20 protein-coding genes are annotated in these 22,066 nt (G+C 55.4%); 10 read left to right on the plus strand and 10 right to left on the minus strand.

The annotated features are described in order from the left end of the window. Nucleotides 1–115 precede the first annotated feature (115 nt). Nucleotides 116–610 carry a hypothetical protein gene (locus AB4Z52_RS23955; protein WP_442220426.1) on the plus strand — a complete coding sequence of 165 codons (495 nt, stop codon included), beginning with the start codon at nt 116–118 and terminating at the stop codon, nt 608–610. Here AB4Z52_RS23955 and AB4Z52_RS23960 read toward each other — a convergent pair. Continuing rightward, nucleotides 597–1,514, minus strand: coding sequence for a recombinase family protein (locus AB4Z52_RS23960; RefSeq protein WP_442220393.1), 918 nt, complete (start codon nt 1,512–1,514; stop codon nt 597–599). The two genes, AB4Z52_RS23955 and AB4Z52_RS23960, sit on opposite strands and share 14 nt — an antisense overlap. 512 nt (nt 1,515–2,026) lie before the next feature. Here AB4Z52_RS23960 and AB4Z52_RS23965 point away from each other — a divergent pair. After that, entirely contained in the window at nt 2,027–3,166 is a 1,140-nt protein-coding gene (locus tag AB4Z52_RS23965; protein ID WP_442220394.1) for an RHE_PE00001 family protein, read from the plus strand. Between the two features lies 1 nt (nt 3,167). On the opposite strand, the gene AB4Z52_RS23970 is transcribed toward AB4Z52_RS23965, so the two are convergent. The 7 genes from AB4Z52_RS23970 to AB4Z52_RS24000 all read right to left on the minus strand — a co-directional run bounded on the left by AB4Z52_RS23970 (nt 3,168) and on the right by AB4Z52_RS24000 (nt 11,643). Beyond that, nucleotides 3,168–3,923 carry a DUF5677 domain-containing protein gene (locus tag AB4Z52_RS23970; RefSeq protein WP_442220395.1) on the minus strand — a complete coding sequence of 252 codons (756 nt, stop codon included), beginning with the start codon at nt 3,921–3,923 and terminating at the stop codon, nt 3,168–3,170. Nucleotides 3,924–4,280: 357 nt separating this feature from the next. Then, nucleotides 4,281–5,231, minus strand: coding sequence for a hypothetical protein (locus tag AB4Z52_RS23975; protein WP_442220396.1), 951 nt, complete (start codon nt 5,229–5,231; stop codon nt 4,281–4,283). A 6-nt stretch (nt 5,232–5,237) separates the two neighbouring features. Further along, nucleotides 5,238–7,247, minus strand: coding sequence for an ORC-CDC6 family AAA ATPase (locus tag AB4Z52_RS23980; RefSeq protein WP_442220397.1), 2,010 nt, complete (start codon nt 7,245–7,247; stop codon nt 5,238–5,240). Between the two features lie 10 nt (nt 7,248–7,257). Next, nucleotides 7,258–8,316: a phosphoribosyltransferase-like protein gene (locus AB4Z52_RS23985; protein WP_442220398.1), complete on the minus strand. Its 1,059-nt coding sequence runs from the start codon at nt 8,314–8,316 to the stop codon at nt 7,258–7,260. A 102-nt stretch (nt 8,317–8,418) separates the two neighbouring features. Beyond that, nucleotides 8,419–9,801, minus strand: coding sequence for a DNA methyltransferase (locus AB4Z52_RS23990; protein ID WP_442220399.1), 1,383 nt, complete (start codon nt 9,799–9,801; stop codon nt 8,419–8,421). Next, a complete protein-coding gene (gene thyX, locus AB4Z52_RS23995) occupies nt 9,794–10,717 on the minus strand; it encodes an FAD-dependent thymidylate synthase (RefSeq protein ID WP_442220400.1) in 924 nt (307 codons plus the stop codon). Before thyX ends, AB4Z52_RS23990 begins: the two co-directional genes overlap by 8 nt. 92 nt (nt 10,718–10,809) lie before the next feature. After that, the gene (locus AB4Z52_RS24000) at nt 10,810–11,643 is read right to left on the minus strand and encodes a DUF2971 domain-containing protein (RefSeq protein WP_442220401.1); all 834 of its coding nucleotides are present in this window, start codon (nt 11,641–11,643) and stop codon (nt 10,810–10,812) included. Between the two features lie 169 nt (nt 11,644–11,812). Between AB4Z52_RS24000 and AB4Z52_RS24005 the strand changes: the two genes are divergently transcribed. The 5 genes from AB4Z52_RS24005 (at nt 11,813) to qatD (ending at nt 17,816) form a co-directional block, all read left to right on the plus strand. After that, the gene (locus AB4Z52_RS24005; protein WP_442220402.1) at nt 11,813–12,799 is read left to right on the plus strand and encodes a YiiX/YebB-like N1pC/P60 family cysteine hydrolase; all 987 of its coding nucleotides are present in this window, start codon (nt 11,813–11,815) and stop codon (nt 12,797–12,799) included. A 265-nt stretch (nt 12,800–13,064) separates the two neighbouring features. Beyond that, entirely contained in the window at nt 13,065–14,915 is a 1,851-nt protein-coding gene (locus AB4Z52_RS24010) for a KAP family P-loop NTPase fold protein (protein WP_442220403.1), read from the plus strand. A 299-nt stretch (nt 14,916–15,214) separates the two neighbouring features. Beyond that, nucleotides 15,215–15,799: a Qat anti-phage system associated protein QatB gene (gene qatB, locus AB4Z52_RS24015; protein WP_442220404.1), complete on the plus strand. Its 585-nt coding sequence runs from the start codon at nt 15,215–15,217 to the stop codon at nt 15,797–15,799. 35 nt (nt 15,800–15,834) lie between these two features. Beyond that, nucleotides 15,835–17,070: a Qat anti-phage system QueC-like protein QatC gene (qatC, locus tag AB4Z52_RS24020; RefSeq protein WP_442220405.1), complete on the plus strand. Its 1,236-nt coding sequence runs from the start codon at nt 15,835–15,837 to the stop codon at nt 17,068–17,070. Then, nucleotides 17,067–17,816 (plus strand): Qat anti-phage system TatD family nuclease QatD, encoded by a 750-nt coding sequence (gene qatD / locus AB4Z52_RS24025; RefSeq protein ID WP_442220406.1) that lies wholly within the window; start codon nt 17,067–17,069, stop codon nt 17,814–17,816. Before qatC ends, qatD begins: the two co-directional genes overlap by 4 nt. Before the next feature lie 149 nt (nt 17,817–17,965). On the opposite strand, the gene AB4Z52_RS24030 is transcribed toward qatD, so the two are convergent. Continuing rightward, a complete protein-coding gene (locus tag AB4Z52_RS24030) occupies nt 17,966–18,865 on the minus strand; it encodes an AraC family transcriptional regulator N-terminal domain-containing protein (RefSeq protein ID WP_442220407.1) in 900 nt (299 codons plus the stop codon). Between the two features lie 146 nt (nt 18,866–19,011). Here AB4Z52_RS24030 and AB4Z52_RS24035 point away from each other — a divergent pair, with 146 nt between their 5' ends. Together AB4Z52_RS24035 and AB4Z52_RS24040 are read left to right on the plus strand one after the other, a co-directional pair. Next, a complete protein-coding gene (locus tag AB4Z52_RS24035; protein WP_442220408.1) occupies nt 19,012–19,770 on the plus strand; it encodes an SDR family NAD(P)-dependent oxidoreductase in 759 nt (252 codons plus the stop codon). Nucleotides 19,771–19,814: 44 nt separating this feature from the next. Then, entirely contained in the window at nt 19,815–20,489 is a 675-nt protein-coding gene (locus tag AB4Z52_RS24040; RefSeq protein ID WP_442220409.1) for a glutathione S-transferase family protein, read from the plus strand. Here the strand turns inward: AB4Z52_RS24040 and AB4Z52_RS24045 are convergent. After that, entirely contained in the window at nt 20,446–21,363 is a 918-nt protein-coding gene (locus AB4Z52_RS24045; RefSeq protein ID WP_442220410.1) for an AraC family transcriptional regulator N-terminal domain-containing protein, read from the minus strand. The genes AB4Z52_RS24040 and AB4Z52_RS24045 overlap by 44 nt on opposite strands. A gap of 156 nt (nt 21,364–21,519) precedes the next feature. Here AB4Z52_RS24045 and AB4Z52_RS24050 point away from each other — a divergent pair, with 156 nt between their 5' ends. Then, complete coding sequence (locus AB4Z52_RS24050) at nt 21,520–21,906, plus strand: limonene-1,2-epoxide hydrolase (RefSeq protein WP_442220411.1); 387 nt, start codon at nt 21,520–21,522, stop codon at nt 21,904–21,906. Nucleotides 21,907–22,066 lie beyond the last annotated feature (160 nt).

Here is a 22,066-nt window from a genome sequence, read left to right on the forward strand (position 1 = left end):
GTTTCGGCAGACACCCGCCGGTGTTGTCAGGCTGTTTTGCCGTTGTTGTGGGGCAGTCGTCTCGGCGCGGGGTTTTCAGCGACGCGATCAAGCTGAGATAACCAAGGTAGCTGAGGTGATCCGCGACGCTATCGCCAAAGGCGGAGCGGAGCTTGGTCTTGTCACCAAGGCAAGTCGCTTCTTCTGGGCGCGGACTTCTGACGGAGCCCCCTACATCACCGCGCTGGGTCTGCCGCTACCCTATGGCCGACGTCCGCCGGCATCCACGGGCATTGCGCCGCTGATGAGCCTCTCACCGGCATGGCGGGCAGTGACGATTGCAGCGATCACAGAACTGCTCTTCGGGCTAGTCGATGAAAGGCCACGACTTCCGTCTTCCGCTTGCAACGCCTTTGGACAATTCGAGCGCGGGCATACCGCACCAGATCTCCAAGCCCCTCCACAAATGCAGATGACTTCAGCCGTGAAACTCCGCTCCGAAACCGAATACCGACAGCTCGCCCGCGGTATTGTCGAAAGCCAAGGCTGGAGTTCTCTGCCGCCGAAATCAGGCAAGGCGAGAAATCGCGCAATCGGCAGGTTGATGCTCCGGGCCCTCAATGACGGATAAGGCCGAACCGATGCGCCTCATCCAGCAGGTTGCGAACGGATGATGGCTGCCATTTGCGTCCACCGCGCGCCGGTCGCTCTCCCATCTGATCAAGCTGGCTGGCAATGTCGCGCAGCGACAGGCCGGGATCGGCAATGGCAATCGCCGCAACGAGCTTCATCAGGTGATCTTCTGGCGCACGGCGCGGAGAGCGAACCAATAGCTCGGGGTCGGCCAGCTTCTCGCGGACCATGCGATGCACGGCGCGACGCAGTCGCTCCACCGTCCAGTCATGGCCTCGGCGATTGAGAACCCGCACGACATTGTCCCAGCTGTGTTTTGGGCGAAGTTGCCGAACAGTCGGGAGCCAGGTCTGGGCAGAGGAGATCAGCTCGTCGATATAGAGTTTTTGCCGCGCCGTCGACACAGCCTTGATCGCTTCCGGTCGCCTCTCCCTAAGGCCTGGATTGCCTGGCAGCCTGCCGCGGGCTATTGCCGCCTTAATACCGGCCTTGGTTCGCTCGGCGATCAACGCTCGTTCGAGCTGCGCGACGGCTCCAAGGACCTGGAGAGAAAACATGCCCTGCGGCGTGGACGTATCAATCGGATCGCGGATCGAGCGAAAATGGGCACCTCGCTCTTCGAGATATTCGATCACCTGCAGGAGGTGGCTCACAGACCGGGCAAGGCGATCCAGCCGGACGACGACCAGCACGTCGCCGGCGGTGAGGTCTCCGAGCAGCCTTGTCAGAACTGGTCGCGACCGCGATGCGCCGGAGCCCTGCTCTTGAAAAATTCGCTCGCAGCCAGCGGCGCGCAACTCGTCCATCTGCGCATCATGGACCTGATCGTCGGTCGAGACGCGTGCATAGCCGATGAGACGTTTGGGGGCCGGCGCTGGATTGGCGGCTTGCCGTTTTGCCATGGTTTTCTCGCGTGGTTTTCAGGTACTTTGTACAAATAAGGAATGCGTGAGAAAATGACCAGTTGCAAGCGTGTTTTATTGGGTAAATGCAGCCCCACCAGACTCGAAATGCGACGTCGAACGAGCATCCGGGCGTAACCAGCGTGAAACGCGCTCCGGCGGCCATCTGTGGCGGAAATGCCTGAAAATAAGGAGATCGGAGGAGGAGAGGGGCAAGAACGGTCGGCTGAGAAGAACAATGATGACGGGAGCCGCATCATTGCCGAATGCTAGTGCCGCCGTAAGCGGCCCGCGGAGCAGCTACCGTTCCACAGATCCTAGCCGAAATCTGCCAAAAAGGCCGGAAAACCAGGGCTTTCCGGTCATCCAGGGCGACCGACACGCGATTTGCGGGCCAAAATCAATCTACCATCGATAAACGCTTGTTATCGATGGTTGAAACACCAACCCACAATCATATCATGTGAGGAACCGTAATATTCTTATAGAGTTCCTTTAGGAAATCATTTACCATGATTTCAATGGCTTACGATTTCGCTAGAATCAGCATGACAACCCTTTTGGAGCCGGCATTCCTCGCCGGCATCGCGCTCGCGCGTCTCGACGAGCGCATCGCCCGTTCGCAGGTTGGGCAGGGCTGGATCGAGCGCGCTCATTTCACCGACGCCTGCGCCTCGCTGTGGATCGACGGCGAACTCGTCCACTTGGAAGACTTGGTCCTTCATGATGCCACCCGCGACATCCGCACGCCCACCCACGAGCTGACCATCGCCCGCGACGTGCTGCGCACCCGCCGGCGCATCGCCGCGCAGCTGCCGGGGTGGGCGTTGTCGGCCGACGGCATTCGCACCTTGCGCAAAACCGCTGAGATCACATCGGCCGATGCGGATGATGCCCAGGCGATCGGTACCGGCCGGCGCGCGGTCGCAAGCGATCCGGAAGGGGAGGGGGAAGGCACCGACGACATCGAAACTCTTCCTGGCGTCGACTATGCCGCCATCGATGCGGTGCTCGCCCGATCGGAGGCCGCGATCGAGATCGCAACACGGTCCGGTCGCGCCGACGCGGTGGAAAAAGATCCGCTGGTGTATGATCTCGACTGGGACGAGGACGCACGGCTCGACGAATGGCGGGGTGTGTTAAGACAGACCCAAGACTTGCCGGCGGTTCTGCAGGCGATCGTCACCCTTGATGCCTGGAACGAATTGTCGGTGCTGCAACATGCGCCCTGGCTCGGCCGGCTGTTCGCCGCTTCCATCCTGCGCCAGGCTGGCATCACCAGCGGTGTCCATCTCGCCGCGATCAATCTCGGCCTGAAAACCATTCCCGTCGATCGACGCCGGCATCGCGACCGGGAAACCCGGCTGCTGGCCATCGCCCACGGTCTGATCGCCGGTGCAGAAATCGGGATGAAAGAGCATGACCGGCTGACGCTGGCTAAGACAATGATGGACCGAAAGCTGGACGGGCGCCGGACTTCTTCAAAACTGCCGGAACTGGTCGAGTTGGTGATGGCAAAGCCGCTCGTGTCGGCCGGAATGGTGGCGAAGACGCTCGAGGTGACGCCGCAGGCGGCGCGGCGGATTGTGTTGGAGCTGGGCCTGCGGGAGATGACGGGGAGGGGGAGGTTTCGGGCGTGGGGAGTTATTTAGTTCAACCAGCTTGATCGCCGTCGAGGTCGCCCACCCAAGAAGGACCTTTTTCTTCGCGGAACCGCCCGTAATAAGCCAACACCTCTCGCACCTCCTCCTTCGATTTAAAATAGTGGTGCACGATTTCGTTGGACTTCAGCAGAATGGCGATGAAGCAATCCACTGTTGCAGCGATATCGGTACGAGACGGCTTGTCAAACATCACCAGATCCAAGCGGTCCTTATCAGCGCGTAGGTGGCGCGAGGTAAGGACCCGGATATTGTTATGGCTGTCGTTACACAGGCTGTTGTAGATCGACCGGTAAACGTCTTCCAGCCCGGCCATTTTGAACTTTTCCAAGATGTTGGGAATGCCGCTGGTCTGCTTGAAAGCCGCAAGCTCTGCCTCGTGGTAGGCAAGCTGTTTTTGAGCTTCCGGGTTGTCCTTGAAATAGGCGAGGAAGGGGTTATCACCTTTCACGCCATCACCTGCCAGCTTGATCCATTCCTTGTGGTAGACAGCCATCATGGCGTGCAGATAACTGTCATCATTTGCAAGGTTGATAAGGTCAACGTGCGCTTCCAGAGCCGACCGCAGCAGGATGTCCATACCGGTGTATTTCCCGGCCTCCCGAATAATGATGGCGCTGTCGGTTAGCTCAAGGATACTCGCGTAGAGTGACACCAGAGTTCTATGGACCTCGCTTCCCTTGGTGAAGCGAAGATCTGCAAGGTGCTCGATTGATACTGCGTGAAGTTCAAGAAAAAAGCCGTACATAGATTTTGGCCTTCGGTTTTAGGTGATGACAACAACCGTACCGTCGCCGTTCTTTATGGTCTGCAGCTCCGGTTTTTACTCGCACCATTGCAGTTTGCCTTGCGTTGTCCAGCGCCCGTCATCGAACGTCTCATCGACCATTCGGTCAACCTATCGAAACTCGGTCAACGTAAGCCAGTCCTCGAGCCTGTGTTTTGAGCCTTCCTGCTTACGCCGACTATCCGGTCGAAATTGGCAGTTCAGGTGGAATTTGTGCGACCGGTCATCCTAGAAGGGATGGTGGCGAGAACGCCTTAGGTCAGGGCGCTGTCCGGGTATTGTAGTAGGAAAATTAGGTTTATGGGAATGGCAGGTTTTCTAGTTAAAAACGATTGGATAAACCCAACCCCGTCCCACGCCCGTACTGGTTTCGCGCGAGTACCTCTCCGTGAACGGATAGATCATGCTGGCAGCACGACCTTCTAATCTTGATAAGTAATATAGCCCGAACCCCAAAGCCTGTGGTTTTGTAGATAAAGGGCTTAGATATAGGTTAGATATTCGTTGTTTGCTGCTCAGCAGGGTTACCGCCTCGTCTAAGACGGCGGCCGTAACATAGGGGTCGTTCGCCGTCGCGAAAAAATTGAGGTCCACTGCATTTTGGGTGGAAACAGCGGATACGCGGTCAAGCCGTAAGATGCTCTCTTGGTACATGTCTGCGCTCAAAGAGGGGAAGCAATGCAATTGCACGACCCGCGCGCTTTCCTTATTCGCTATTACTTGGCCAATTAGGCTGTGATCATAGCCGATACCAATCACGACGACGTCATGATCCATCTCGGGATTGTGCAATCCTTCAAAACCAGCGACTTGCCGTACGGTGACCGTCTCTGTTAGAGAAAAGCGCGTTTCTACCTTGCGCGAATAATGGCCAGGTTCGGTATATATGAACTCAAGCTCTTCGACCGGATTAGCTTTAAAATATTTCAAAAGCAAAAGGATATGTGGGTGCAGAAAGCCCGTAATGTCGACGCATACGCTCTTGACATCTGGGTCCGCCAAGCCGCTTCGACGAAGGCCATCAATAACCAGCTCAGCCTCATTCTCAGGTAACAAGTCTACTAATTCAGGGCCTGGTGCTGCGGGATATTCATCGGTGCTGTACCCGTAATCGGGCAAGATCCACCAAAACTTCCGCGAAGCGCTGACCTCGTCGAATGTAGACTTCACCCGTTCATTGTCGTTATATGCGGAGATAAAAACGTCTCGATTACGCTGTTTCTCGTCAACCGACAAAAGACGCTTTGAATCAATCAAAAATTCCAACATCATTGATCACAGAAGTTTGGGTTGTTTTACGGTGGCGTTACGCGAGACTTCGATGAACATGTTTTGTACCCGCCCTCGCATCAGAGACGCCAGCGTGGCACGCTTCGTGTGATCTAAGATCGCGTTAGCGAGTTCTTGTTGTAGTTCAATCGTTCCCCGCCTGTGGATCGATACCCCCCACCTAGGGGCGAGCATAGGGCCAAGCTGGTACTTGGCATCGACGGCGTGCGAGTTCTTGTTTTTGTTTCCGGCTTGAATTTTGATAAGGTATGACCAGTTCTCGCAGGTTTGAAGAACTTTGCGCGCGTTTTCGGTTAATTTTTCTTCATCAACGCTGAACGTCCCAATATCACATTCGCTCGGTTTGTCGCTGTATCGCACGGTTCGGAAGAGCACGGCCAGTGCCTCCACTCCTTCCCTTACATCTACTCCTGTTCCCGTGGGCTGTGCATCCTCCCAGAACCAAGCCGCGCTGTCGAGAACACCAAGTGATTGAGATTCCACGCTGATCACGCCATCTGCGAATGGCTTCTCCCCTGCAAACGAAGAGCGACGGTAGATTTGCTTCAGGATACCAAGTAGATTTCGCGGGATCCCTTGTGACAAATGAACTAGCTGTTCCCACCCGCAGTAAGGGATGGTTTTTCCGCATTCTCTGTAGAGCTGAGCGAGCAAATCGGAGCCAAAGTGGCTTAGGACATCTTCGTAATCGGGTGCGGCAACCTTCCCATTATTCAAAAAGGCTTTTGCTTTCGCCGATATAGATTCTGCAGCCGCGCGTATTTCCCCGGTTGTGTCGGCCCAAGCTCGGTATAGCAACAGGATGTTCACTTTCTCGAGTAGGGGATAATCCTTCATTGTCAACAACGTTACGATTTGCTCCACCCATGACGGTGGTGCATCAAACCCCTTTGTAAGATTTGACCGTAGCTTTGCCATATGCACTCTATCAGCGCCTTTTCTGTCTCGACCTGAAACTGCCTCAAGCGTCGGTTTCTGATAGAAATTGGTCTTGTTTAGCTCCTGAAAGCAATCACGGAGTTCTCCGTTACGCCGCGATGTTAGACCAACCTGGTCAAGCCGCTTCGCTACCAGTTTTTCAACAAAGACTTCATACGCTGATGACTCATCACGCAGGAAGGAGTCGAGTTCTACGCGCGCGTATTCCGAGCCCCGCTTGATGGGTTCTCCTGATCCAAGAGTTTCGTATGTTCGAATGCCATACAATCTGGCGCCCACCTTAACCGTGGCATTTCCCGATCGGTATCGGATCAAGCTGTTCAGGAATCGTTGTTGGCTGGCAGTGAAATTTTCCGCCTCGTCAATAAGATAGACAAACACCGTCTTCTCGAATTCACGGATCCGTTGCGCTACTATTCGGGGTAGACCGTAGAATAGAGTTCCAGGCGAGAAAGATATTACGACCGGATCCATGGTTCCCGTGATCGCTACGTTGTTAGCCGCATAGTCAATATGCTTTCGTAACCGTGTGACATATTCGATGAGCTCGTCGATGGTCGAAAATTCACCCTTCACATCGGTGTCAAAAAGTTCGTGGATGTCCGAAACCAAGCCGCTGGAGTCGTAGTCGCATTCCTCGTTTTCTTTGAGCCAGCTTTTGAGTACGTCGAGAAAAGTAGCAACAAGCCAAAGCTCAAAATACATGCTGAAGATCGCCAGCCACAAGTCTTCAGTCTGCTTCTTGCCCGAAAATTTCTGCGAATTGAGCCCTTCGGCTCGGACGTAGATGCCGAGGTAGCCGTCTTTTACAACAGCATTGGTTATGCTCCCCGCTCTGGCTGCTTGCACCGGTGCGGAGCAATAGCGCATCAAGTGGGTCTTGCCGCTGCCTTTACCGCCAACAAGAATCATCGGCATCAAAAGCCGAGGTTGAAGGAAGTTAACCAGCCCTCCGTGTTCGTCGGCGATATCAACCCAATAATCAAGGATCTCAGCCGCAGAAAAATCGGATGCCTTTACTAGGTCAAACGGGTTTTCGTCTAATCGAATTGCCATGCTTCTAGTCCTAAATCTTCGGATACCGTCGAAATATCGGTGTCCAAGGTATCGGAGAGCCGTTTGACACCTCGCGCCATATTATTGGGAGCGTATTATCTGGTGTGTTGTGATGAAATCCAAACAGCATCTGACTGTCTTCAAAACCTCCCGCGTGGCCAGGAGCCAGCAGGCCGCCATAGTGCAAAGCAACGTCGCGAACAGTTGCCTCAGATACATGCTCCGGTACCACCCGAAGATATCGAGAATCGTTAGAAAGGCACCGGTAGCTGGGGTCCAGCTCGATAAGAGCAGCGGATCGAGCGTTGAACAACGTGTTCGTCCTCACATTCGTCATACCCGCAGCGGTTCCAAAGATCGAGAAGTAAGAGAACTCGATGTCCGGATCGAGCGCACGAATATCCTGCAAGATGTTCTTTGAGTATTTGAGCGCTGTATCCCCCGAGCCGCATACATCATCTAAAAATATATATCGTCGGATAGATGTGTCCTGTAACTGCCTCGAGACAACGCCCCCAAGACCGACAGATCGCTCAGTTATTTCCGCGCTGTCCAGAAAAATCGACTTAGTTAGTCCGTTCTCTTGTCTGAAAAAGTACAGCAGATGGACGCCGCTCTCCGACGGATTTCCCACGCCAAGAAACCGCGTACGGTTCAATTCTTCGGAAAGTCTCGCTCGTATGACGTCGAGATTGCGTGTGTTGCCCGATGCCTTTCGGACCTCTTGAATAAGAGGTATCAGGAATAGATCTCTGTATTGGGCTCGAAGTAACACGCGAATTTCCGTGCTGCCATAGTAGAGAAACTGGGCGAGGAGGTATAATGCGTGCAGTCGCTCCACGTCGCTTGTATGGCCACTCCGGCCGTCGAAATTCTCCAACCACCGCTCCACAAGTGGCCAGCTAACTCGACCTTCCCATAAGGCGGAGTTCAACACGGTAACGCGTTGGCGGAGGCTGTCCCAAGTGCTTTCGTCACCTTCGTCTTCGACAAGCGGCAGCAGGCTTCGGATTTCGTCCAACGGGCTCATCGCACTTACACCGACGGTTTCTGACGGATCGATATCCATGGCTTAGTAATGACTTTTGAGTATCCTCGCCCCATTTTCAGCAACAGCGTTTGTTTTAGCGTATCCGCCAATCTCCGTGGCATTGCCAAACCCTGTGTCCCCTCAGCGCTTCTGAAAAACAATGACATGCTCTCTTTCGATAGTTCCAGCGGTTTTGTTGCGTTTCGTCATCAATCCTCGGGATCGTATATCGTCCACAAGTTCCAGCGTCGCTGTCAGGCCTTTCCTCAAAAATATGTCTTTCACAAACTGGCTAGTTGCGAAATTGTGGCCGCAAATCATATTATCTCCGACAACTAGAACTAGGTGACCGCTCTGTCGAAGCCGGGAAACAATACCTTCGGCTGCGTCATCCATCTCACGAAGATACGTATTTGCGATATGGGCGCGAAGGGAATTTACAGCCTTTATTTCCGCAAGTACGCCCGCAGCACTCGAGACCACCGACGCGCTTTCAGAGCTGTAGTCAGATTTGTAAAAATGCTCTCTGCCAATATTGCGCTTCTCCAGCTCACGAAGCTGATTGGCCGGCGCCATCCCCAACCATCCGATGCTCAGCGATGACGCTCGAATATATTTTTGGGCTCCTGCGTAAGGGGGCGATGTGATGATGAGGTCCGCTTTCAACTCCCCATCCTGGTGGCGTTGCCGAGCATCGGTGTAAAAGTCCGTAGTGCACCCTTCTGGCATCTTGTTTAGGCGAGCGCAGTTAGCGCCGACAACCTTAGTGAAATGCTCTATAAGGTCTGGAGAGCCTAAGACGTGCTTTTCAAGCGCCTTTCCCTTTAGTCGAACCGGCACAGAAAGTCTCGGATCGCTCACGCTGACTCGCTTGACGCAGGAAGAAAAGCAAACTTCCAAGAATGTCCGTACGGCTCCGCTAGTATTATTCCGTATCGAGTGTAGTAGAGCGCCAAGCGATAACGCAATTCCTTCAGAAAACCACATATCTTTTTTGATGGTGGTAGTAAAAGGAGCCTGACGTGTAGTGTCAACCTCGGAGAGGACTTTATCAAGTGCCGCGGCTATCAGGTCGGAGGTAATGTGTGTTGTCTTGGCCTTGGCAATAAGCCTTGCAAGCGGGTTTGCGTCGGCACCCATAGCTCGCCTGCCAGCCAGCAGCGCCTCAACAAGGACAGTGCCAGATCCCGAAAATGGATCGTATACCACGTCGTTCGGCGACGAGTACTTTGTGCAGTTTATGAAGAATAGTGGGATGTTGAGCAGCAGCTTTGCAGGATAGGAGTGAAACAAATGTGTGGCTCTGTCCACCCCAGACCCGAGTGGGACAAGTGTGCGGAAGTTGACCGTAATCGGTGAACCACTGGCGTCATACACTTCCTGTAAACTCTGAAGTTCTTTGTCGAAGTTCCAAGTCTTCAGATCGCGTGTCCTGACTTGCGCGCTAGCCGGCATAGCTTTCTTCGCGGCCAGATCAGGGGCCGTCAGAAGTTGCGCGTGAAGTGGTCGAGGAAATTCATTCATTCTTGAGTGCAGACATCAACTCGGTCCACTCCCGTTGAGAAAGACCGCTTTCATCGAACGAGATAGACTTCCCGGCAAGTTGGCTCTTTACGACCTGCCATGCGGAAGCCGAGAGTGTTACGGCGTCAAGTTTGTATTCCTTGAACGCGTCGTAAGTCAGGGGGACCCACTTCTCGGTGATATCGAGGAGCTTTTCTGCATAGGCACGGATCTCGTATTGAGCATGTGGATCGGCCCTCAAGCGCAAAAAGTTCAATAGGTTGTGTAGATTTATTTTCCAATACCACTGCGTGTAAAAATTAAGACTTAAGTTCATGCGAGCCAACTCGCGCGCAATACCAACCCGTCCGTTGTCGAGACTTGCACCGTCATCGGAAACATTGAGGAGCGCGTTGTATCCTCCGTAGCTGCGCTCAGCCTCGTCACGAAGGAGATCCAATACCCATAAATTGTCGGCAAGCGGCGCGTCTTCCCGCCCTTGCTTGTTGTTGGCCGACTGCGCAGCCAAATTTGCAGCATCAGGTACATAAAACTCTTTATCCAAAATAGAGTACCGAGCGGAATACTCGTTTACACTAGCTGTTCTATGACGGATCCATTGGCGAGCGACAAAGATTGGTAGCTTAACGTGGACCTTGATTTCGGCCATTTCGAACGGCGTTGTATGTGAGTGGCGCATCAGGTATCGGATGAGACCACGATCCTCGCTGACCTTCTTCGTGCCTCGACCGTAGGAGACTCTTGCGGCCTGAACGACTGCGGCATCATCGCCCATATAGTCGACCACGCGAATGAAACCGTGGTCGAGCACGGGTATCGTCTTGTGGAGAATTTCCTCCAAGCCGGTGGAGACAGCACGGTACGTCGGTTTCAACTCATCTCGAAGGCCGTGTTCAACGCCACTTTCCTGTGCCAAATCATCCTCATAGTGTAGCCATCAACGTTATACCACTACTGTGAAATCGGATCAGCGACAATCGAGAAGACCGCTTTTCCTAGCAACTGCAATCAACGGATGGGAATGTAGCTGCGTGTGAGCGTCGCCCGCGGAGCGTATTTTTCCAGGATAAGTTCTACGGCTTTCATGGCCTCTGCATTTGTCCGTGGACCAAGGGTTACTTCCAGCTCATCGAGGGCTGAGTGGTCGAGGGGGATGAACAGCGCATTCGTCTCTACTGGGTAGCCTACAAGATCCAGGGTCACTTCGTTGACGTATTGATCATCAGGAAAGTGAGACTCGAACGCCAATGCTGCAATTTTGAAACGCCATTCCTCCTCGTAGGCCCAGTAAGTGCTTTTCACCATTCCCAGATCGTAAGGGTTGAAATAGGCTGTGCCTCGCTCGCGAAAGACAAGGTTGCGGTTCCTGTAAATCGGATCATCACTGTACCAAATCTTGTTCGGGCCAATGATGGCACACCCGCTCGTGCTCATAGCTGGGGCTTTGCGAACTATGCTGTATTGTCCCGCAAAGCTACCAATCGCTCCACCCTTCTCAAACACCATCGGGCTCTCACGTCCGGCAAACATATTTGATGGAAGCTTTATACGAACGCCTTCGAAATTGCGGCCGTACATCGACCACATTGGGATATGCTCGACATCTCCCGCAGACCAACAAGAAACAAAGACCGAGCTTGCGGCCAACGGCACGTCGGCAGCCGTCGCCTCTTCTGGATCGTTCATTTGATCTAATCGAGAGAAACGCAGGCTTCGGCTTGCAAGGATCTTTTCTAAGCTTTCAATAGAAGTGTACTGGCAGAGTTTCGCCGGTAGTTCCTTGAATCCCATGGTGTCGAACATGAAGTCATCTGTGTAAAAACCTTCCCACGCTATATTCATTTCTCGACCCTGGCTAGACGTAATCGTCTCTAGCGCTAGCCTATTCTCGATCCAAGTAGCAAGTTGCGCGAGTTGATTATCTTGGACGGAACCTCTCTAAAGTGCCTGTCTGCATTAATATTTCATTTGCAGCACAAGGTTGATAAAGGCTCCCCGACCAGAGGGCACCATGAAAAAGCGACTAAACGAAAAAGTACTGAAACGCGGGGATGTGATCCTGACAACCAGTGACGCTGCGATCAGTAAATTCATACGCGCCACCACTATCAGCCCGATTTCACACGCCATGCTGTATGTCGATCACTGCTCTGTCATCGACGCGACAGGAGATGGGGTGCATTCGGCGAACACACAACGACTGTTCTTCGAGCGACACAACGCCGTATTTGCCTTACGCCTCGAGGCCGAACTGGAACCCGGCACCGCAATCAAAATCTGTAACTATGTCCGAGAACGCATCGGAAGCGAGTACGCGACATGGGAAGCAGGCAGGGCGTGGCAGGGGCTGGGCAAGAAAGGCACGCCTAAACAGTTTTGCAGCCGCCTCGTCGCGCAGGCTTATGCCGCGAATGGCTTTGATATCGGCAAGAACACCGATTTCTGCACCCCAAAGAAGCTCTTGAAAAGCGCGAAGCTTGTCGAAATCGCCGATGCCACCGTGGAAGTCACCCACGACGAATATCAGGCCTGGCAGACGCATCCCAGTGGCCTCGATCTGATGCGTCAGTCTACGAACCACATCCTGAACGGCGCTCGGAAGATTGATAAATCTATCCAGCATCTCAGCGACGTCGACAAACTGGTGCGAGAACATTCCGAACACGACGAGACGATCATGCAGCTTTATGTCGAGTCCGGGTTCCTCCACGTATGGAAGTCCGACCACGAGATAAACCCGTGGCACTACGATGCGAAGCTCATGGAGGATGTCGGCAATCGGCATCCTGAGGGCGTTCGGTGGTATTGCGAGAGCACGCTGTCCGAGGGGTCTCGCACAGACAATCGATACGTGACGAATGCAAAGGTCTACCAATATTACCAGTCTATGAGGCCGAGAAAGACCTTCGTAATGCTCATGGCATTCTATCAGATGTTGGCAGAGCAACATGCCAATCGTCTCGAAATCGCAGAGGAGTGGCTCAAGCGGCACCCGTAGGTGTGTTCCCGATCTGGAGAGGATCTGCCGCGTCTAACTCGTTCAGCTTCAATGAACCACCGCATAAGGTCTTATTCCGTTCGCCCCTAGCGTACGATTTTGCACTGCTCTTGTTCCGACCACATGTACACCCGAGCAAGAATTTCTCAATTGACACACCTTTGACGCGAACAATACGGTGCAAATGTGGGACAGGGCGAATCATCGATGCAACGTTGCGCTGCGATGGTTTTACGTTCCAAAGGCGCGGCGGGGGAGGCCTTGAATGTGGGCAGATAATGAAACTGAAAAAGACTTCCTTAATTTTTCGGGAGTGGCCGACACAGTAGCGGAAATCATCGTCCAGGCGCGGGGGCGCCCAATTTCAATCGGTGTCTCGGGATCATGGGGCATTGGAAAATCCTCCATGATAAAACTGACCCAGGCATCCCTCGCTAACCGAGAGAGGAAAGAAGGCGAGAAAGACTTCGTTTTCGTCGAATTCAATGCTTGGCTTTACCAAGGTTATGACGACGCTCGCGCCGCTTTGATGGACGTCATCGCGACGAAGCTAGAGCAGGAAGCAAGAGCGCGCGAAAAAGGAGTAGACAAGGCCAAGGCGCTCATCAAGCGCGTGAACTGGCTGCGTGCAATGAAGCTCGCTGCCGGCTCGGCGATAGCGGTGTCGATGGGACTTCCGCCGACGGGACTGATAGGCGAAGTCTGGGGGCTGGGGCAGCGCCTTCTTAGCGGCTCCGTTGACGAGAAACTAATCGAAGACGCCAAATCGAAGGCGGGTGAGGTGGCAAGCGCCGCTTCTGGGCTTCTCAATCCAGCAGAGGAGACGTCGCCTCCGAAAGAAATTCAGGCACTTCGGGACAATTTCGAGGAAACCCTTGAGGAGCTTGGAGTAACTCTCGTCGTTCTGATTGACGACCTCGACCGTTGCCTGCCCGAGACGACGATCTCGACCCTTGAAGCTATACGGCTGTTCCTATTTCTGAAGAATACGGCGTTCGTCATCGCGGCCGACAACGACATGATCAAACACGCGGTCCGCAAGCATTTCGAAGGGGTTCCCGACGATCTACTTGTCACCAGCTATTTTGACAAACTGATCCAGGTCCCCATTCGCGTTCCTCCCTTGGGCACTCAGGAGGTCCGGGCGTACATGATGTTGCTGTATATCGAGAACAGCGAACTGAAAGACGACGTCAAAGAAAAACTCCGGGTTGGAATCTGCGATCAATTGCGAAAGACGTGGCAGGGCGCGCGCGTCGATAAGGCGTTCGTAACGGGACTTCACGACAACATTCCAGCAGACCTCATCGGACGTTTCGATACGGCTGAAAGGCTCGCGCCTATCATGACGACGGCCTCGGGCATTGTTGGTAATCCACGACTCATCAAACGTTTCCTGAATGCGCTGTCGATCCGAATGGCGATCTCCAATGCGCAGGGTGTCGGCGTGGATGAGGCGGTCCTCGCGAAGCTTCTCCTATTCGAACGGCTCGGCAGCCCTCTGGCTTACGCGGATCTCTTGAAAGCCGTGAGCCAGGATGACGATGGCAAACCCAGATTCCTGAAGGATTGGGAGGACGCAGCCACTGAAGGAAAAGAGCTGAAGCTTGCAGCCCCTTGGGACGACGCTTTTTCAAAGGAATGGTTGGCTCTGCCGCCACCGCTACATGATGCGAAATTGATGGGCGCTTTGTATGTCAGCCGAGAGCATGCGCCGCTTATCACGCCCGGCGATCGTCTCACGACGGAAGCAGCCGAAATACTGACGGCGATGCTCACGCATCCGGACATGGCTGCAGCGCTGGTCGACAAATTAGCACGGGTGTCGCGCGTAGAAACGTCGATCATCATGGATCGTCTCCTGGAGCGCGCCCTTCAGGAACAGGAATGGGGCGTGCCAGACATTCTGGAAGCCTGCCTCGCGCTTGCAAAAGCCGATCCTCAACAAGGACTGCGTTTGGCAGCGTTTCTTATTGATCGGCCACCGGCGCAGATTACTCCTGGGATCGTTCCCAAAATTGGCGACCAACCTTGGGCGGACGGCGTTTTCTCGAAATGGAAGCGCTCGGGTGTGCCGCAGGTCGTTAAAAAAGCGATCGAGAAGGCTGAACAATAATGGGTACATCTCAGTCGAGCAACGGACCTAAGGGAGGCGTCCCCATGGTACCAGCATGGACGCCCGCGCCACCGGCGGAAGAGCCGCCTCCCGGGGATCAGCCGCCGGACGTGCCGCCCGATCATGGTCCGGATCAAAATCCGCCAGAACAGGAACCGAATGATCCCGCTCCGAACAAACCTGTGGTGCCAAACGTGCCGCCGGCGGCCCCTCTCGCACCTGGAAGCCGGTTCGCTGGGACCCGTCGAAGCCTTGGCGAATTCGCGAAAGCCGGAAACCTAAGCGACCTACGTCGGAGCTTGGGCAACTACGTGCGTACGGGCTACGGTGGCTCGAGGACGACAACGAGCAGGTTCGGTGGGACCGCGTCGACCGCCAGTGCACTGGGCGGCATCCTTGAAAGCATGGGGCAACAGCCCGCAGGTAGCTCCCTGGATCCGACGCTCCTTGCGGGCCGCACCGCTAATGACGTGATGGATGCCGTCGTTGAAGCGGTTCGGCCGGTGGATGGTACCCAGGACGCCGAGGCGGAACGAACCGCCATCAGGGACTCGCTTTCGGAACTCCTGGTGAAATACCCCAATGCCGATTTATCGGCCCTGACACCCGAACAGCGTGAATTTGCCATCGAACGCTTCACAGCAATGGATGTTGCGCGTCGGTTCGAACTCGATGTCGGCAAGACAATTATCGAGAAAGCTCCCACCGCCACGGTTGCTCTCAGCCGCCTGAAACAGGTGCGTGACTACATCAAACAGACCGTAGCTGCTTCATTTCGCAAACTCAGCGCGGCGGGCAAGAGCGTAAACTCGAACCGTATCGCCGCGGTGGTTAGAGACGCACTTCGGGATACCTTTCAGGTTTTCGAGGGATACGCAGAATGAGGCTGGTTTGTGGACCCGGAACGTTCGAGCTGCCATTGGAAGAAGGCGATCTGCGTGTCGTCCTGTATGGTCAACCACGCGTCCCCTTTGAGGCAAGTGCGGGTGAAGCCGTCAAGACGGAGCTTCGGCGAAAAGGGCTGAACCCGCATCGACGGGCGTGGGATCTTCTTTCCATCGCACTTTCGATCATCACCGCCGACTTTTCGGTACTCCGAGACGATAGCGCCGATGGCTGGACGAGAGAGATCGAACTCGATGTCGCCGTTTCCGATCCAGCTTTCTGGAATACGACGGCCGACGAATTTCGGCAGGCGCTCGCCTTCCTAACAACGGACCGATGGAAGCTTCGGTTTCATGATGGGGGCGTCTTACCCGCTCCGCCGAAGAAGATTTCGGTGCTGAAAGTAGACTGCGTCGTCTTGCTATCTGGCGGTCTCGACAGTCTCGTCGGCGCAATCGATTTGACTCGTAGTGGCTTGAAACCGGTAGCAGTGAGCCAGAACGTTCGAGGGGATGGTCTGAAGCAACGGGATTTCGCGAAAGAAATTGGTCTGACGAACCACCTGCAACTCAATCACGTTGCGACTTCCCCTACCGTGCAGGAAACGTCACAGCGAGCGCGCTCCCTGATCTTTTTGACCTTTGGCGTGGTCGTAGCTACGTCGCTGGAGAAATACGCAAAAGGCAATGCCGCACCGCTCTACGTTTGCGAAAATGGGTTCATTGCGATCAATCCGCCGCTCACCGGCTCGCGTCTCGGAAGCTTGAGCACACGCACGGCGCATCCTGTTTTCCTGACGCGATTCCAGAAGATTCTCGATGCAGCAGGCCTCAACGTTAAGATTGAAAATCCCTACGCCCAGAAAACGAAAGGTGAGATGCTGATTGAATGCAGGGATCAAGTTTTACTGCAGGCCGAAGCCGCACACTCGACGAGCTGCGGCCGTTTTCAACGATTCAACTACCGACACTGCGGTCGCTGTGTGCCATGTCAGGTAAGGCGCGCCGCATTTGTGGCTTGGGACGCGAAGCGGGATACGACCGATTACGTTTACGAGCCCTTAGGAAAGGACGATGAAGATCATGCCTCATTCGATGATGTCCGTTCGGTTGCTATAGCCTTGGCGTCAGCGAAAGCAGAAGGTCTGGACGGATGGCTCGGCAACACCTTGTCGTCTCCGAACATTGGTGATCGCAACGGTATCCGCGACATGCTAGATCGAGGGTTGAACGAACTCGGCAAGTTGCATCGATTGTATGGTGTTAAGTGATTGATTTCCATTGCCATCTTGATTTGTATCCGGATCCTGTTGCGATCACGCAGTCTTGCGTGAGTCGGAATATCTATGTTCTCTCGGTCACCAACACGCCCTCGGCTTGGGAAGGCACGCTTGCACTTTCACATGAGGCAAAGCGGATTAGAACAGCGCTCGGGCTGCACCCGCAGATTGCACATGAACGCCATGGTGAACTTTCCTTATTTGAAAAACTCCTGCCATCAGCCACATACGTAGGGGAAATTGGGTTAGACGGTTCACCCGAGCTGCGACCCCACTGGGAAACCCAAAAGCGGGTGTTTCATCGCATTTTAGATCTATGCGACAAGGCGGGCGGTCGTGTAATGACTATTCATAGTCGGCGGGCGGCCACGCAGGTATTGGATGCACTCGAAGCGCACAAAGGCGCAGGAACACCAATCCTTCATTGGTTTTCGGGGACAAAGCGGGAGCTGGATCGCGCCGTCTCCATGGGCTGTTGGTTCAGCGTGGGACCAGGGATGATCCATGGTCAGAAGGGCCGGGATATCGTCAAAATGATCCCCCGTGATCGCCTGTTAACCGAATCTGACGGACCATTCACACAAATAGAGGGCAGGTCTGTTCTACCATGGGAGCTCGACCGCGTATTGAACGTGATCGCAGAACTGTGGTCGGAAGATGCGCTTGCGGTCGAAGGGCGGGTGGCGGAGAACTTACGACAACTGGGCTATGGTCGAGCAAAAGATAGCCGCGCATAAGGGCGCGATCGCTTGTTGAGAGCATCCTTCTAAAATATGCGTTGCGTCAAAACCATGGGCCATTCGATCTATCGCGAAATGGATGTGTTTTCAGTACGTTGCAAAATTTCGTTCCGGTCGGTAGTTCGAATTGGTTCAAGGCGAAGAAGCTAAGCCACCTTCGGGTGTTCAACCGCTTGACGAATCTCCTGTACATGCCGCGCTGGTGGTGCGCCGAACTGCCGAAGATACTCGCGACTGAACTGCGATGCGCTCTCGTATCCGACTGCGAAACCGGCATCTGACGCGCTATGGCCGCCTGCCAGCAACAGGTGGCGGGCCTCCTGCAATCTGAGATGCTTTTGATACTGAAGAGGGCTGAAGCCGGTGATCGCCTGGAAATGGCGGTGCAGGCTTGCGCGGCTCATGCCGCTGGCATCGCAAAGGGTATCGATGCGGAGCTGTGTGTCGGGGTGATCCCTGATCCACGTGACGGCGCGCCGGACGCGGTCCAAGGCACCGTCAGGCCGTGCAATCTGACGCAGCAATCGTCCCTGCGGCCCCTGGAGCAGCCGGTAAAGCAGCTCGCGCTCGATCATCGGGCCGAGAACGAGAATATCCCCCGGGTTATCCAGCAAGGACAGCAACCGCAGCAATGTCTCGTGAAGCGGAATGGTCATTGGATTGACTGCAACGCCCATGCCATTCTGATCGCTCTCGCGTACCGAGGGCATGGTCGCAGCCAGTTCCGCCAACAGCGCCGGGTCCAGGACGAGTGAGACCGCGATATAGGGGCGGCCCTCTCCGGCATCGAGAATCTCCCCGATCAGCGGCAGGTCGAGAGCGCTGATGAAATACTGCGCGCTGTCGTAGCTCAGAAGGGTCTCGTTTATCGCAACACGCTTGGATCCCTGCAGAATGAAGCAGATCATCGAGCGATAGAGGCAAGGCGCCGTACCCGCGGAGCCTTCTCCCACGAAGATATCCAGGCGCGGGATCGGTGTCTCTGTCGTGCCCGTGGCGGCATGACGCAAAACGATGTCGAGGTGCTGCGCGAGATCGTGTTTCATTTCTCCACTGTGCCACGGGCCTGCGGAAAAGCAAAGGCGTTGAGACGATCAGGCAAGACGTTGAGCCGATCGGGCGTATTCCAGATCAGGCTTTCGCCTATTTTGGATCAGGCGCCCAATGGCGCGACGATCCCAGAAAGGCAGTCATGACCCACCCCATCGCACTGATCACAGGCGCAAGCCGCGGCCTTGGCCGCAACATGGCGCTTCACCTTGCCAAACGCGGCGTCCACATCATCGGCACCTACCGTACTGGCGCAGCCGAGGCCGCCGAATTGCGTCAGGAAATCGAAGGCCTCGGTGGCAAGGCGTCGATGCTGGCGCTCGATGTCTCCAACGCGGCGAGCTTCCCGGCATTCGTCGATGCCGTCACGGTAACGCTCAAATCGGATTTCCAGCGGGATCGTTTCGACTACCTCGTCAACAACGCAGGCAACGGCCTTTTCTCCAACTTTGTCGATGCCACCGAGGAGCAGTTCGCCTCTCTGGTTTCCACCCATCTCCAGGGGCCGATTTTTCTGACCCAGAAGCTTCTGCCGCTGATCGCGGACGGCGGACGCATCCTCAACGTCTCGTCCGGCTTCGTGCGCTTCACCTTGCCGGGATACAGCCTCTATGCAGCGATGAAGGCGGCGGTCGAGGTGCTTTCACGTTACCTCGCTGTCGAGTTGGGCGAGCGTAGGATCCGCGTCAACGCCATCGCGCCGGGTGCCATCGAAACCGATTTCGGCGGTGGCGCGGTGCGCGACAACGAGGGCGTCAACGCCTACGTGGCGCAAGGCATTGCGCTTGGCCGCGTCGGATTGCCGGACGATGTGGGGCGAGCCGTTGCCGCGATCCTGTCCGACGACATGGCCTGGGCCAACGGCACCACGTTCGACATCTCAGGAGGGCAGTTACTTTAGGTGAGGCAAGCTCTCCCCGGATTGTCGATTATCGAGAGGCCATCATGCCGACCACCAAACTGACCCTCATCAGCCACCCCTTCTGCCCGTTCGTTCAGCGCGCGGCTATCGTTCTCCTGGAGAAAGGCGTCGCCTTCGAAAGGATCGATGTCGATCTCATCGACAAACCGGAATGGTTTCTTGCACTGTCTCCGACGGGCAAATTGCCCTTGCTGACGGTGGAGCGGCAGGATGGCAGAGACGCCATCCTGTTCGAAAGCATGGTGATCTGCGAATACCTCGAAGAGACGCAAGGAGGCGGCAAGCTCTACCCGGAGGATGCCCTGTCGCGCGCGCGGCAGCGCGCCTGGATCGAGTATGGCACGGCGACACTTGCCGATACTTGGCAATTCCTCAACGCCGAGGATCGCGAGACCGCAGACGCCAAGCGTGCCGCCTTCCGAGGTCGGCTTGAGAGGCTTGAGGAAGTCTTGGAACAGGGGCCGTACTTCGCTGGTTCGACATTCGGCATGGTCGATGCGGTGTATGCGCCTCTGCTCCGGTATTTCGACCTCATCGACCCGGCCGTGACGCAGATGATATTTCATGGTCTCCCGCGGGTAGGACGATGGCGAGAGGCTTTGGCGCTACGAGAGAGCGTCATCGCGGCCGTGGGTCGGGACTGCGGCCAGCGATTCAAGCAACATCTGGCCGAGCACCAAGCGCTCTTGGCGGAGTAAAGCCCGCCAGGCCCGCCTTGGCCCTTCTGGTGTCCTGGCCTGGGGGCGCTCCGAAGAGACGCCTGTACTCGCGGCTGAACTGCGAGGCGCTCTCGTAGCCGACCGCGAACCCCACTTCGGCTGCACCTGCCTGGTTCGCAATCATGCGTCGGCGGGCCTCGTGAAGCCGGATATACTTCTGATACTGAAGCGGGCTGACGGCAGCGACGGCTTTAAAACGGTCGTAGAAAACGGATACACTCATGCCCGCGAGCGACGCGGCCGCCTTGAAATCGAGATGCTCGGTGTAGTGGTCGCGGATCCAGGCCATGGCCTTTCGAATGTGCATCAGGCGCGAGTCAGACCCGGCAATCTGACGGAGCAGGCCGCCGTGCGGCCCCATCAGCAGCCGAAACATCAGCTCATGCTCCAGAGACTGAGCCATGACCGGAATTTCGGTTGGGCGTTCGAGGAGTTCTACCAATCTCCCCCACGCACCGAGAAGCGACGCGCTCGCGGTGCTGACGCCGTATCCCGATTCAATCGGCAACTCGGGCATCGCCGCCATCTCGAGCACGAGGTCGGACAGCAGGGGCGGGTCCAGAAACAGACCGACAGCGACAAACGGTCTATCTAGCGACGCTTCGCAAACCTGGCCCAACGCAGCGATCTCGGCCGCAACGATCATGCTTTGACCCGGGCCGTACTCGAACATCTTGTCGCCGATAAACATGCGCTGAGTGCCCTGGATCACCAAGGACGCCGCAGGATCGTAGATCAGAGGGTCGATCTCGGTCGTATGGTCAAGGATGTAAGCAAACAGTCTCGGCAACTTAAGATTCGGACGGCCAGCGTGGCGCATCGCGATGGCACGTATTTTGTCGAGTTCGCTCATGGAGCCACCCTAACCCGATTGCCCAGTTCTATCAACCATTCCGGAAAATCAGGCAAGAGTGACGGAAGTTTCGGCATCGTGGCCTTGGGGTTCAAATCCTACTATCGGGCCAAGGCAGAGGCCATCGGGGCTTCTGATGGTTCAGGAGAAACTGCCATGCCCACCCCAATCGAAACCGTATCAGCTTTTTGCGCAACGTTTCATGAAGACGGCGGAAGACCAGCCGTCCGCCGCTGGTTCACACCCGCCACGCGTTGGGTCAACGAAGGCGTGTCGGTCACGACGGGCGCCGACGAGGCCATTGCAATGATCGATGGACTGCAGACGTCGATCGGAATTTCCACTGTCCATATCGACATGCTTGCCATTGCAGCTGACGGAAATCGCGTTCTCACCGAGAGGCTTGATCGGTTCGAACGTGCCGACGGCAGTGAAATCGGGCGCCTAATGATCATGGGAATATTCGAGCTCGAAGGCGACAAGATTGTCGAGTGGCGGGATTATTTCGATGTCACCGCCGTTCAGAAATTCTCTGGCGGCTGAAATGCCGACTGCACGGTCTCTTGACTATGCAAGGTGGCGTCCCGGATATGTCAAGAATTTAGCGCGGGCCTATGCGTGGGTTCGCTACGATCTTCACCTATTTGGGGCTCCGTGGGTATTTCTCCGCCACCGATCAGCGGCGTGGTCCCCTCACTGCCGC

Source organism: Rhizobium sp. 2YAF20, from assembly GCF_052114685.1.
Lineage (GTDB): Bacteria > Pseudomonadota > Alphaproteobacteria > Rhizobiales > Rhizobiaceae > Rhizobium.